The organism is Rossellomorea vietnamensis, from assembly GCF_008180415.1.
Taxonomy (GTDB): Bacteria; Bacillota; Bacilli; order Bacillales; family Bacillaceae_B; genus Rossellomorea; species Rossellomorea vietnamensis_C.
Map to the genome: position 1 here is coordinate 322,196 of NZ_VTEI01000001.1, position 13,290 is coordinate 335,485.

Sequence of the window (13,290 nt, forward strand, 5' to 3'; positions counted from 1 at the left end):
CATTCCTCTTACTATGGCTATTTTTTTGGAATTAGTATCAAATAACAACAAAGTTTACGAAAAGAGCCTTTTAGAAAGAACATTCTTACGATCCGGGTGAAATCTGCAAGCAGCACCCTAAGCGAAAATCTTATCCACCAAATGGAAAAAGCGTGAAAAAGTATCCACGCTTAAGAATTTACCCTTGAAAATTCATCTAAAACAGTATATTCTCCCATAATTTTATATTTATTATAACGGCCTTTAATCAACTGGTCTGACGTTTGGGGCACCAGCTCTTCCAAAGATGCTTTCAGTACTTTGCCGATGCTCTCGGCCTGGGTCTTGACATCCTTATGGGCTCCGCCTCTTACTTCAGGAATGATTTCATCAATCACACCAAGTTCTTTCAAATCTGGTGCCGTAATCTTCATGCTTTCGGCAGCTCTTTTTGCCTGACTGGAGTCTTTCCATAGAAGGGCAGCTGCTCCCTCAGGAGAAATAACCGAATAGGTGGAATTCTCCAGCATATGAATATGATTCCCTACGCCTAATGCCAAGGCTCCACCGCTTCCTCCTTCTCCAATGACAATGCAAATGACCGGCACACTCAAGCCTGCCATCTCAAAAAGGTTGCGCGCGATTGCTTCACTTTGGCCGCGCTCTTCTGCAGCTTTCCCGGGATAAGCACCCTTGGTGTCGATAAAGCAGATGATCGGCCTGCCAAACTTGTCTGCCTGCTTCATCAGCCTAAGTGCTTTACGGTATCCTTCAGGGTGGGGCATCCCGAAGTTCCGGCGGATATTTTCTTTCGTGTCTTTCCCCCGCTGATGCCCGATGACGGTTACAGGAAGGCCCCGGAATTTTGCGATTCCCGCAACAATGGCTTCATCCTCACCATAGAGGCGGTCGCCGTGCAGTTCATGAAACTTAGTAAACAGAAGACTGATATAATCCAGAGTCGTCGGTCTGTTTTGGTGTCTGGCAACTTGAACCCTTTCCCATGGTTTCATATTTTCATACAGGTCGTTTTCAAGTTTTTCCAGTCGTTTTTCAAGCTTTTCGATTTCAGAGGAAAGGTCCACTTCAGACTTCTGAGTGAATTCCTTTAATTCCGCTATTTTATTCCTTAACTGTATAACAGGCTTTTCGAATTCCATTTCACTTACCACGTCACTTCACCGTCCCATTGATGAATCTCCAATATAGTCGAGATCTTCTCCTTTAAGTCCAAACGTGAAATGACATCATCCAGCTGCCCATATTTCAAAAGGAACTCCGCCGTTTGGAAGTCTTCCGGCAGGTCTTCTCTAATTGTTTGTTCAATAATCCTTCTTCCGGCGAAACCTATTAAAGCTCCCGGCTCTGCAAAATTATAATCACCAAGAGATGCAAAACTTGCAGAGACCCCGCCAGTTGTCGGATGGGTCATGATTGAGATGAAAAGTCCGCCATTATCACTGAACCGTTTTAATGCTACAGACGTCTTGGCCATCTGCATAAGAGATAAAACACCCTCCTGCATTCTTGCCCCGCCTGACGCTGTGAAAATAATGAACGGGCAATGTCTTCTATCAGCCTCTTCAATTGCTCTAGTAATCTTTTCACCCACAACAGAGCCCATACTTCCCATTCTGAAGCGGGCATCCATAATTGCAACGATTGTCTCGCAGCCGCCCACTTTCCCGGCACCTGTTACAACAGCCTCATTGATATTGGTCTTTTTTCGGTCTTTTTCCAATTTTTCTATGTAATCAGGGAAATTCAAAGGATTTTCCGAAATAAGGCCTGCATCAAGTTCTTCAAAGCTTCCCTCATCTATGAAGCTGTCGATTCGTTCAAAAGCATTCATGCGGTGGTGATAGTCACAATGCAGGCAGACATTCAAGTTTTTCTGCAGTTCTTTTGTGTACATGATTTTTTTACAGTTCGGACACTTCGTCATGATTCCTTCCGGGACATCCTGTTTAGCCGCATCAGATGGAATGGTGGCATACTTCTTCTTTTTTGTCTTAACAAAAAGATCTTTAAGCAAAAGGGAAACCTCCTTATTCATTCTAGTATAAGTACCTGCCCCTTAAGGGCGAATAATCTGACATGCTTCAATAGTTGCGGTATAGGGCGGTGAATGTATCTGATGAGTTTTTGATGCCAGGCGGACACCTGGTTTTAATATCCTTCAAAAATAGAAAGAAGGTCCCATCAACACGCTTACCCAACCATAATCAGCCCGCGTTATATCGGACTTGCTCTCATACACTCTACATCAATACAATCAAAAATGATGTAGGAACATGTCGGCATCTTCTCGACAATTTTCTACTCTGTTATTCTATAATCACGCTCTTTTATTCATGTTTTCAATTTATAGTAAAATTCCCACATTTCATCTTCTTGTTTTTCAAGAAGGCAATTGACAAGCCCCACACACTCTTCCATCTTCTCATCGTCCATCAGCACTGCTTTCTCTACCATTGCCCCATATTGGGACAGGATGTACCAGATCTTTCCTGCCAAAAGATTGCCAGAATGATGGATAAGCTCCCGTAGAAAGCTGTCCACTGTGCGAAATTCTCTAGCAGCCAGAGAGTCCTGAATTGCTTCCATACTAATTCCGGTGTCCAAAATGGTTCTCAGGCTTTCTTTTTCAAGCCACTCTTTCGTTAGCAGAACATCTCCTTTTGCCTGGCCGTCCTTCAGGATGAACGTCCCTAGCAGCTCGACTAAATGATGATTGCGGAAGTCTTTTAAAAAAGTCCCTTCGCCGCGCCTTGTTTCAATAAGGCCAAGCAGCTCCAAGGCCCTTAAAGCTTCTCGAATGGAAGAACGCCCGGCTTTCAGGCGTTCTGACAACTCTCTTTCGGAAGGAATCTTATCTCCCGGCTGCAAGCCATCGTGAGAAATCATTTCCCTGATTCTATTGACAATTTCAATGAATACCTTTGAATTCGGTTTTGGTGAATCCATCTGCTGGGTCATTCACCCTTTCCGATTACTGCCAGCTTCTCTGTTTTTCTGCGTACTTCTTCCGGGTCGACTTTCTGCCTGGCAACACCTGTTTCCATTGCAGCCTGGGCCACAGCGGCTGCTACAGCCGGCGCCACGCGCGCATCAAATGGCCCTGGAATGACGTAATCTTCATTCAAATCTTTTTCGTCAACAAGCGCTGCGATTGCTTCCACGGCGGCCTGTTTCATTTTTTCATTGATATGGGTAGCGCGGACATCCAGCGCACCCCTGAAAATTCCCGGGAAGGCAAGGACATTATTGACTTGGTTAGGGAAATCAGACCTGCCTGTCCCCACTACCTTAGCCCCTGCTGCCTTCGCATCCCCCGGCATGATTTCCGGCACAGGATTTGCCATGGCGAAAATAATGGAATCCTCGTTCATGGATCGTACCATCTCTTCATTAAGGGCGCCTGCTGCGGAAACACCGATGAACACATCCGCGTCTTTGATCACATCTTTCAAGCTTCCTTCAATACGATTACGGTTCGTAAACTTGGCTACCTCATCCTTAATGTCATTCATGCCGTTTGGACGGCCTTCATAAATTGCTCCTCTTGTATCACACATCACGATATCGCGGACGCCGTAATTATGAAGAAGCTTGATGATGGCTATTCCTGCTGCGCCTGCCCCATTGGCAACCACTTTGATCTCGGACATTTTCTTTCCAACGATTTTTAATGCATTCACAAGCCCTGCAGCCGTTACAATCGCCGTACCATGCTGATCATCGTGAAAAATTGGAATATTGGTTTCTTTCTTTAAGCGTTCTTCTATCACAAAACAATTCGGAGCAGCTATATCCTCCAAGTTCACCCCGCCGAATGTCGGTTCCATTAATTTAACGGTTTCGACTATCTTGTCCACATCATTGGTATCAAGACAAATTGGGAATGCATCCACTCCTGCAAAGCTCTTGAACAGCACCGCTTTTCCTTCCATCACAGGAAGTGCGGCTGCCGGGCCAATATTGCCAAGTCCAAGTACAGCCGTACCATCGGACACGACCGCTACCATATTGCCTTTCATCGTATATTCATAAACCGTTTCCGGTTTGTCATAAATCACTTTACAAGGTTCCGCTACACCCGGGGAGTAAGCCAGGCTTAAATCTGTTGCATTTCTGACCTCGACTTTTGATTTCGTTTCCAGTTTTCCTTGATTAATCCTGTGCATGTGCAGCGCTTCTTCACGTAATGACAAGCTGGTTCACTCCTTAAGTATCTGCTTTTATGGTAAATGTATTGTAATGTAATCATTCAACTTTCGGGTGGTCTGACCACCCATTTCCCTTTAAACAATATAATAAATGCTTAATGAAGTAAAGGAAATACTATTAATTTACTTCCAGCCTTTACTCAAACCACATCTTAAATTATACTTCCCAATACCCACCCGGACTATCTTCCTCAATACATCCCTTCCTAAAAGGCAAATAAATGTGTATATCAACAAAACACCGCGATGATCTAGTGATGCAGCAACCGAAATGGTTGGATAATTTGTAGAATAAAAGTGTATCGGCAGTTGCGCACGGATTTTGAAGAACAAAAAGCTCTGTCATTTGCTATTTAGGAGGGCTCTTGTATTACCAATTGAACAGGTTCACCGGGAGGAAATACTATTAAATCAAGAAAAAAGAAGTGTCAAAATCGATACGATTTGGCACTCCTTTTGATGTAATTTTGAAATTTTGTACTCGAAAGCGGAACCCGTTAATGATCTAGTGGTGTTTTGTTTGCCGGGCAATACCCTGTTATCTTGGAATTGATACGCTACATTCCTGCTGCTTGAACTGCCGTGTAAGGAGTCTAATCACTTCAGTACTGTATTTTTCTCTCCCAGAGTTTCCTTCAATTCACGCAGGCATTCAGCCGATGGATTCACCCGCTGGTTATTGGGAAGCTGAACCGTCCTGTTTTCTCCATCAAAATGGATGATGACAGGTACCCTGCCTTTATGCTTCTTCAGTATACTCTTCACTGCTTCTATGGCTTCCCCGGAGGAGTGACTCACCTTCAGATAGAGCCTCTTATTGATCTCAGAGGAAAGGGACTTTACCTCCTCTATGGAAAATGCCTTGTTGACCAGCAGCTGCATTTTATCATTTCTTTCTTCAACAGATCCCTCGAGCATCAGAATGTTTCCTTCTTTGATCAATGCTGAATACTGCTTATACGCATTAGGGAAAACAACGCCTTCCATTTCGCCGCTGGAATCACTTACTGTGATGAAGGCCATTACCTCGCCTTTTTTAGTCCTGATTGTTTTCAATGCCGTAATATACACTCCTGCCCTGATGTTTTTATTTCCGGCTTCAAGGTCAAAAAGGTCTATGGCAGACAAGTCTTTGAAAAGGCCTTCATAAGGTGAGACGGGATGATCGGACAAGTACAGGCCAAGCACCTGCTTTTCATACTCCAATTTTTTCTCAAGAGGCATGCTTTCGACTTCCGTGTACTTCGGCTTAAGGAGGAATGCTTCTTCTTCCTCGAATAGATCATACTCCTGATCCTGGGGACGGACCAATTCTGCGTGCTCTATGGCTACATCAAGACTTGCCAGAAGTGTAGATCTGTCTTCACCGAAGTCATCCAATGCACCTGAAAATACAAGAGCTTCAAGTGTCTTTCGATTGACGGCTTTCACTGACACCCTTAAGCAGAAATCAAATAAGTCTGCAAAAGGCTTTCCCTGCCGCTCCTTGTATATTTCCTTCAGTGCTGCGGCACCAACGCCCCTGATCGCTCCCAGGCTGTAACGGATGCCTCCTTTTTCCACTTTGAAAGGAAACTGGCTGAGATTAATGGATGGCGGAAGGATGTCGATATCATTCTGTTTCGCTTCACGAATATACTGGGATACCTTCGTGTCATTCCCAACCACCGATGTAAGCAGTGCCGCAAGAAAGTATGAAGGATAGTTTGCTTTCAAGTAGGCAAGCTGGTAGGCGATCATACTGTAGGCAACTGCGTGTGAACGGTTAAATCCATAATTGGCAAACCGGACAATCAAATCATATATTTCTTCTGCGGTTTGGAATGTGTACCCTTTCTTTAGTGCTCCATCAATGAAATGCTTTCGTTCACTGTCCAGGACATCCCGCTTCTTCTTGCTGACCGCCCTGCGAAGCAAATCAGCTTCCCCTAATGTAAAACCGGCCATTTTGGAAGCGATCTGCATAATCTGCTCCTGATAAACGATTACTCCGTATGTGAGGCCAAGAATCTCGTTTAGATCCTCATGTGGGTAGTCAATGCTTTCCTCTCCATGTTTTCTGGAGATGAACAACGGAATATTTTCCATGGGACCCGGCCTGAATAATGCATTGACGGCCACAATATCCTCAAATGAGCTCGGCCTCAATTTTACCAGGACATTCTTCATCCCATCCGATTCCAGCTGAAACACACCATCCGTTCGTCCCTGGCTCAGAAGCTGAAAGGTTTTTTCGTCATTCTGCGGCAGTGCATCCAAGGAAACATTTTTCCCCGTTCCCTTTCGGATGGACGTAACGATCCGGTCCAGAATCGTTAAATTTCTCAGACCGAGAAAATCCATTTTTAAAAGCCCGATCTCTTCCAATATCTCCATAGGGTACTGAGTCAGGTGGACATTCCCCTGGCCGGCCTGGATGGGAATCAGATCCACAAGAGGCCTCTCACTGATGATGATCCCGGCAGCATGGGTAGAAGCATGGCGTGGAAGTCCTTCCAGTTTAAGAGCCGTGCTGAATAACCTCTGCTTGTGCTGAGATTCATTGATAAAATCTCTAAACTCCGCTGACTCGTCGTACGCAGATTTCAAGGACAAGCCATGGCGCGAGGGAACGAACTTCGACAGCTGTTCCAGTTCCTTGGAATTAAAACCGAATACCCTTGCTGTATCTCTCAGGGCCGCTTTTGCCGCAAGTGTCCCGAATGTGATAATCTGCGCCACATGAAGATCTCCGTATTTTCGGTGCACGTATTCAATGACCTCTTCCCTCCTGTAGTCGGGAAAATCAATATCAATATCAGGCATTGAGACCCTCTCAGGGTTAAGGAACCTTTCAAATAACAGACCATGGACGATTGGATCCACGTCGGTAATCTTAAGAATATAGGCAACGAGTGAGCCTGCAGCCGATCCCCTTCCCGGTCCCGTTAGAATATGTTGCTCACGCGCAAATTTCATGAAGTCCCACACAATCAGGAAATAATCACTGAAATTCATTTTTTGAATGATTGACAGCTCATACTTCAGCCTGGCCATATATTCGCCGGCATTCTCCAGTCCCCGTTCCTTAAGCCCCTTCAGGCAGACCTCTTCTAAATAGGGGTCAGCTGATTGACCAGAGGGCAAAGGATACTTTGGCAGAAGGTTTTGGTTAAAAGCTATCTCTACATTACATTCATTCGCGACATTCATCGTATTTTCCAGAGCATCGACATGGCGCCCGAACAACTCCAGCATTTCATCCTTGCTTTTGAAGTAGTACTGATCATTCTCAAGGATTTCGCGGTCATCATCCGCCAGCTTGACTCCGTCCCTGATTGCCAAAAGACATTCCTGTGCGAACGCATCGTCTTTTTCAACAAATTGGACATCATTGGTTACAACCTGTTTCACTTTATATTTTTTCCCTAATCTTTGAATGCCTTCTTCTATTATCCGTTCATCTTGCAGTCCGTGATTTTGAAGAGACAGATAAAAGGAATCCTCCCCAAATATCTTCAGCATCCTCGTAAAGGCTTCCTCTGCTTTTTCATGGGAGCCTGCAAGCAATTGCTGTTCTATTTCTCCTTTGATTCCTGGAGTAATCCCGATCAGGCCCTCCCTGTACCCTTTCAGCCATTTATGGGGAATTCCTTCCGGGGATTTTGTTCCGATCACACTTGAAATCTTCAAAAGGTTACGATATCCAGCATTATTTTTTGCAAGCAGAATAAGCGGAAAGCTTCCCTCTTCATCTTCACTCATTACATCTACGGTCATTCCAATGATAGGTTTGATGCCGTTCTTCCCGCATTCCTGATAAAACGGAACGACTCCATACATCACATTTCGATCTGTGATGGCGATTGCACGATACTGATGCTGTACTGCTTTATGTACAAGCGATTTGACCGAAGCTGTGCTCGACAATAAACTGAAAGCGCTTGACACCTGCAAGTGGACAAACGACATGAGCACTCACTCTCCTTTTCACTTTCTCCTCCTTTCATTATAAGAAACTATAAGGAAAAAAGAAAATATGTTCGCTTTTTTTCATGGCTCATATTCTTCATATATGAGCGGCCCGTCCCATATACATAAGTAGAAAGACTACTTTGGCCAATGGCAGTCAGTGATTCAGACAGGAGCAGAACAAAACTACTATTTTCGGAGTTGATTAGAATGGCTGAAGCTTTCTTCCCGGAGCTTTTCAAAAGTTATTTCATCGCAATGGGGGTTCTGCTGGGAGGCTGCCTGCTGGGAGGACTGGCAGCATTCATGACAGGCCAGCCGCTCTTGACGGAAATTTCCCGGCTTTCCAGCATACTGAGGATCTGGGCCATCATAGCTGCAATCGGCGGAACCTTTGATACTCTTTACAGTTTTGAAAAAGGATTCCTGAACGGCGAGACCAAAGAGGTATTCAAACAATTCCTTCTTATTCTTGCTGCGATGGGAGGGGCACAGACGGCCGCAATGTTTATTTATTGGCTGACACAGGAGCATATTTCGCCATGAGAATTCCTCCCTATTACAGGCACCCGGCTTGGCAGAGATTCTTTGCAGGTGCTCTGATCGGCGGGGTCATCAGCTGGATCATTTTCTTATTCATGTTCGGTGTCCTCCAGGAAGAACAGACCTCTCTCATAGAAAAGCAGCAAAAAACCATAGATGACTTGGAAGTGGATCTTTCTCATTGGCAGGAGGATTTCAAAGAACTGAATAAAGAAAACAGCAAGCTTCTGACCATCCAGGACATCAAACTGGAAATCGTCAATGCCAAACAATACCGAATTGATGATTCACTCAGCATCTTTGAAGCAGAGGAGGAAATTAAATCCGACCTCAGCCCCCTGCTTGCAAAAGACTTGGATTCTGTTTATAAAAACAAGGATCTTGTCAAAAAAACAATCGAAAACAAAACTCTGCGCATCAATGATAAGAGATACAAAGTTAAAATAAAGGAAATCTATTTTTATACCGTTATCCAGATTTTCCTGGAACTGGAGTATGACGGGTAGTGAAACAGTTAAGGCTCGTTTTGTGGCGGGCCTTTTTCCTATGGAAGTTAATAAACTCTTTGCGTAGCAACCTAATAGCCTTTATGGGGTGCTGATTTCGCAAAATGTTGTTTTTGTATGAATAGGGCGTTTAGCAATTAATCGCTATGCTCCAGGGAAATTTCCCCATTATAATAGGGTGTTTCTCGGCTAATCACCATACTATAAGGCGTTTTCCTGATTATAATAGGGTGTTTATTCGCTAATCACCATACTATAAGGCGTTTTCCTGATTATAATAGGGTGTTTATTCGCTAATTACCATACTATAAGGCGTTTTCATGATTATAATAGGGTGTTTATTCGCTAATCACTATACTATAAGACGTTTTTCTGATTATACTAGGGTGTTTATCTAACTGTCAGGGGATTGACCTAGGCTTCCACTTTTTATACAGGCTGGGCAGAAGGAAACTCAACACTCTGCAAACGGCATTCCAACTACATAAAATGCGGAGGAGGGGAAAACAAAAACAGCAATCTTTTAGAATACAGACTTTAGAAAAGCTGGCTGCTTCTCTTTTTTTGTGCAGTCGCAATTCTCCAGAAGCCCCCGGCTAAATAAAACAGAGGGGCATCGCCAAGCGAATCCCCTCTTCTGCTCTTCATTAAATCAATTTTCTGCACAAACCTGCATCAAGTCTTTCAGAACTTCTTCCTTTTGTGCCCAGTCAAAAATGGAAGCTCCCGCCGCCAGAGGATGACCGCCACCATTATACTTTTTGGCGACCGTATTGATCACCGGTCCTTTTGAGCGGAAGCGCACCCGGATTTGGTCCTCCTCTTCTATAAAGAAGACCCATGCCTTGATTCCTCTTACGTTTCCAAGCGAGCTTACGAGAAGGGATGCTTCAGCTGGGACGAGGTTGAATTGCTCAAGGATTTCCTTCGTAATCGTCATGCAGCCGACATCATGCTGGAGCATCTCATAGTTTTGAAGGACATATCCTTCTAATTTCAGCACCTGGGGATCGGCTTCATACATTTTGTTATAAAGCTCGTTGCGGTCAAAATCATAACGGATAAGCTCCCCTGCCACATCAAATGTACGCTGAGTCGTACTTGGGTATAGAAATCTTCCAGTATCGCCGACTATTCCCCCATATAGCAGCCTTGCCGCTTCGTCAGTCATTTTAAGTCCCTGGTCTTTTCCATGCTGATAAAACAGGTAGATCATTTCACTGACCGAGCTTGCGTTTGTATCCACCCATAATAGATCACCATATGGATCTTCGTTTGGATGATGATCGATTTTGATGAGCTTATCACCGAGCTCGTATCGATCATCGCATATCCTTGCTGAGTTGGCGGTATCACATACAATGATTAAAGCTCCATTAAAGACACTGTCTTCAATTTTGTCCAGTCTTCTGAGATAATGCAGGGTCGGTTCTTCTTTCCCAACGGCAAATATATTTTTTTCTGGAAAAGACGCCCTTAGAATCTCAACAAGTCCTCCTTGTGACCCATATGCATCCGGATCCGGTCTCACGTGGCGGTGAACGATGATGGTTTGGTATTCTTTTATCATCTCGATAATTTGATCTTTCATAGTAAACTCCTTTTAGACATAAAAAGTTCATTTGGAATCCAGCAGAAATACCGTTAGAATAGTAAAAGGAGATTCATGAACTTAACCAACGATATTTTGGAGGATATAAGATATGCCCGTTTTAGTATTTTTAATCATTCTTTCATTTTCTTTCTATTTTTACTATAAAGTGAAATCCGTCAGAAGCAGCAGATTCATCGAGAAAAAATGGCTTTCAGGTAAATCCAGTATCGCTCTGGGACTTTTTGTCGCCTTTTTCGGAATCAATCAACTGTTTCTATTCCAAACCACTTTCACCTATATCATCGCCGCACTGTTTATCCTGATCGGATTGGGGAGCGCCTGGATGGGCTGGAAAGTATACAAGCATTTTCTGCCTCAGGCTGTAAAGGAAGCACAAGAACTGGACAACCAGTAACGGCTATTAAAACCTGCATTCAAATGAATGCAGGTTTTTTTATCGCTTAGGTTTTAGGTAAAGCAACATTTGCCTGTCGGGCCTGTTCAAGGCGCTTACGCTTTTGATGCGGCCAGCTTCAGCGCCTAGTCCCTCGGGATCAAATAACCTCAAGAGAATAAAAGGAAGACCGCCTTTTTTTCTCTTGAGAACATTTGCCTGTCGGGCCTGTTCAAGGCGCTTACGCTTTTGATGCGGCCAGCTTCAGCGCCTAGTGCCTCGGGATCAAATAACCCCAAGAGAATAAAAGGAAGACCGCCTTTTTTTCTCTTGAGAACATTTGCCTGTCGGGCCTGTTCAAGGCGCTTACGCTTTTGATGCGGCCAGCTTCAGCGCCTAGTCCCTCGGGGTCAAATAACCCCAAGAGAATAAAAGGAAGACCGCCTTTTTTTCTCTTGAGAACATTTGCCTGTCGGGCCTGTTCAAGGCGCTTACGCTTTTGATGCGGCCAGCTTCAGCGCCTAGTCCCTCGGGGTCAAATAACCCCAAGAGAATAAAAGGAACACCACCTTTTTTTCTCTTGAGAACATTTGCCTGTCGGGCCTGTTCAAGGCGCTTACGCTTTTGATGCGGCCAGCTTCAGCGCCTAGTCCCTCGGGGTCAAATAACCCCAAGAGAATAAAAGGAAGACCGCCTTTTTTTCTCTTGAGAACATTTGCCTGTCGGGCCTGTTCAAGGCGCTTACGCTTTTGTAATTAATGTTTATCTATCAGCTGACAGATCATCATGGCTTTTCCTACTAAAACCGTTTCATGGTAGACTTCCACATCGACTTTACCGAACTTGCGGCCGACGTCCAGTACTTTAGGGCGGATGTCTATCACACTTTCCATTTGAATGGGCCTGATGAAATAAACGGTCATATTTTCAACAACCAGATCCCCTTTTTTGTAGTACTTTAACGCCCTGTTCGCCGCTTCTGTCACGAGAGTCGTAAATACTCCGTAGGACATGGTTCCAAGTCCGTTGGTCATTTGCGGAGTGACTGGGAATTGGTAGCTTGCCTCAGCGGAATCCTTCGTATCGGAAGTTGTCATATTGCTCGTAATGTTATCATCAATCGTTTCCCCGACCTGCGGCTGGCGCTGGATCATTTGCATTGCTTTTAGGACATCCTGGCGGCTGATGATTCCCTGCAGCCTGTTTTGGTCGTCAACCACCGGCAGGACTTCGATGCCTTCCCAAATCATCATGTGGGCTGCAGAAGCCACGCTGGTATTTGCTCTAACGGTTATAGGCTTTTTCGTCATGACCTTCTCAATGGCGGCACTCTTCTCCTGGCCCATTACGTCCTTGGATGTTGCCATACCCTGCACCTTCCTGTTCCGGTCAATGACAGGAAAGCGGCTGTGGAAGGTGGATTGATTTTTTTCATACCAATCTTCCAAAGTATCACCCACTTGTAAAAAAGCGGTCTGATCTTCTGCAGTCAAAATATCTTCCACCAATACGATATCCTTCTTAATCAGCTGGTCATAAATCGCACGGTTAATCATAGCAGCAACAGTAAAAGTATCATAACTCGTCGAAATAACAGGCAGCTCAAGCTCATCGGCAAGTCTTTTGACATTCTCTTCAGTATCAAAGCCTCCGGTAATCAACACAGCGGCGCCAGCTTTCAAGGCAAGCTCATGCGCCTTTGTCCGGTTACCGACAATCAGCAGGTTCCCAGCTTCTGTGTAACGCATCATAGCTTCGAGTTTCATAGCGCCAATGACAAATTTATTGAGCATCTTATGAAGCCCCGTTCTCCCGCCAAGAACTTGTCCATCTATAATGTTGACAACTTCTGCAAAAGTCAGCTTTTCGATATTCTCTTTTTTCTTTCTTTCAATCCGGATGGTCCCGACTCTTTCAATGGTGCTTACATATCCTTTTGTCTCAGCATCCTTGATTGCCCTGTATGCCGTACCTTCACTGACACTTAAAGCCTTGGCGATCTGTCTCACGGATATTTTTTCTCCAATGGGGAGTGTATCAATATACTCAATTATTTGCTCATGTTTAGTTGCCAAGCTTTTCACCCTTCTTATA

The 13,290-nt window shown here is 44.5% G+C and carries 10 protein-coding genes; 3 read left to right on the plus strand and 7 right to left on the minus strand.

The genetic code is table 11. The features are described 5' to 3' along the window. Positions 1–170 precede the first annotated feature (170 nt). From accA to dnaE, 5 genes are all read right to left on the minus strand, one after another. Positions 171–1,151, minus strand: coding sequence for an acetyl-CoA carboxylase carboxyl transferase subunit alpha (gene accA, locus FZC78_RS01495; protein WP_148937922.1), 981 nt, complete (start codon positions 1,149–1,151; stop codon positions 171–173). Next, positions 1,145–2,014 (minus strand): acetyl-CoA carboxylase, carboxyltransferase subunit beta, encoded by an 870-nt coding sequence (gene accD / locus FZC78_RS01500; RefSeq protein WP_148937923.1) that lies wholly within the window; start codon positions 2,012–2,014, stop codon positions 1,145–1,147. Before accD ends, accA begins: the two co-directional genes overlap by 7 nt. 317 nt (positions 2,015–2,331) lie before the next feature. Then, positions 2,332–2,946 (minus strand): FadR/GntR family transcriptional regulator, encoded by a 615-nt coding sequence (locus FZC78_RS01505; RefSeq protein WP_148937924.1) that lies wholly within the window; start codon positions 2,944–2,946, stop codon positions 2,332–2,334. An 8-nt stretch (positions 2,947–2,954) separates the two neighbouring features. Beyond that, positions 2,955–4,193: an NAD(P)-dependent malic enzyme gene (locus FZC78_RS01510; protein ID WP_148937925.1), complete on the minus strand. Its 1,239-nt coding sequence runs from the start codon at positions 4,191–4,193 to the stop codon at positions 2,955–2,957. Positions 4,194–4,805: 612 nt separating this feature from the next. Then, the gene (gene dnaE, locus FZC78_RS01515; protein ID WP_148937926.1) at positions 4,806–8,159 is read right to left on the minus strand and encodes a DNA polymerase III subunit alpha; all 3,354 of its coding nucleotides are present in this window, start codon (positions 8,157–8,159) and stop codon (positions 4,806–4,808) included. 210 nt (positions 8,160–8,369) lie between these two features. On the opposite strand from dnaE, the gene FZC78_RS01520 reads away from it, so the two are divergent. Together FZC78_RS01520 and ytrI are read left to right on the plus strand one after the other, a co-directional pair. Next, positions 8,370–8,705: a YtrH family sporulation protein gene (locus FZC78_RS01520; RefSeq protein WP_148937927.1), complete on the plus strand. Its 336-nt coding sequence runs from the start codon at positions 8,370–8,372 to the stop codon at positions 8,703–8,705. Next, complete coding sequence (gene ytrI, locus FZC78_RS01525; RefSeq protein ID WP_148937928.1) at positions 8,702–9,208, plus strand: sporulation membrane protein YtrI; 507 nt, start codon at positions 8,702–8,704, stop codon at positions 9,206–9,208. Before FZC78_RS01520 ends, ytrI begins: the two co-directional genes overlap by 4 nt. A 652-nt stretch (positions 9,209–9,860) precedes the next feature. Here the strand turns inward: ytrI and FZC78_RS01530 are convergent. After that, complete coding sequence (locus tag FZC78_RS01530; RefSeq protein ID WP_148937929.1) at positions 9,861–10,799, minus strand: DHH family phosphoesterase; 939 nt, start codon at positions 10,797–10,799, stop codon at positions 9,861–9,863. Positions 10,800–10,911: 112 nt separating this feature from the next. Here FZC78_RS01530 and FZC78_RS01535 point away from each other — a divergent pair, with 112 nt between their 5' ends. Next, a complete protein-coding gene (locus tag FZC78_RS01535) occupies positions 10,912–11,217 on the plus strand; it encodes a YtpI family protein (protein WP_148937930.1) in 306 nt (101 codons plus the stop codon). Positions 11,218–11,951: 734 nt separating this feature from the next. On the opposite strand, the gene FZC78_RS01540 is transcribed toward FZC78_RS01535, so the two are convergent. Continuing rightward, positions 11,952–13,271, minus strand: a complete 1,320-nt coding sequence (locus FZC78_RS01540) for a CBS domain-containing protein (RefSeq protein ID WP_148937931.1) — start codon at positions 13,269–13,271, stop codon at positions 11,952–11,954. Between the last annotated feature and the right edge of the window lie 19 nt (positions 13,272–13,290).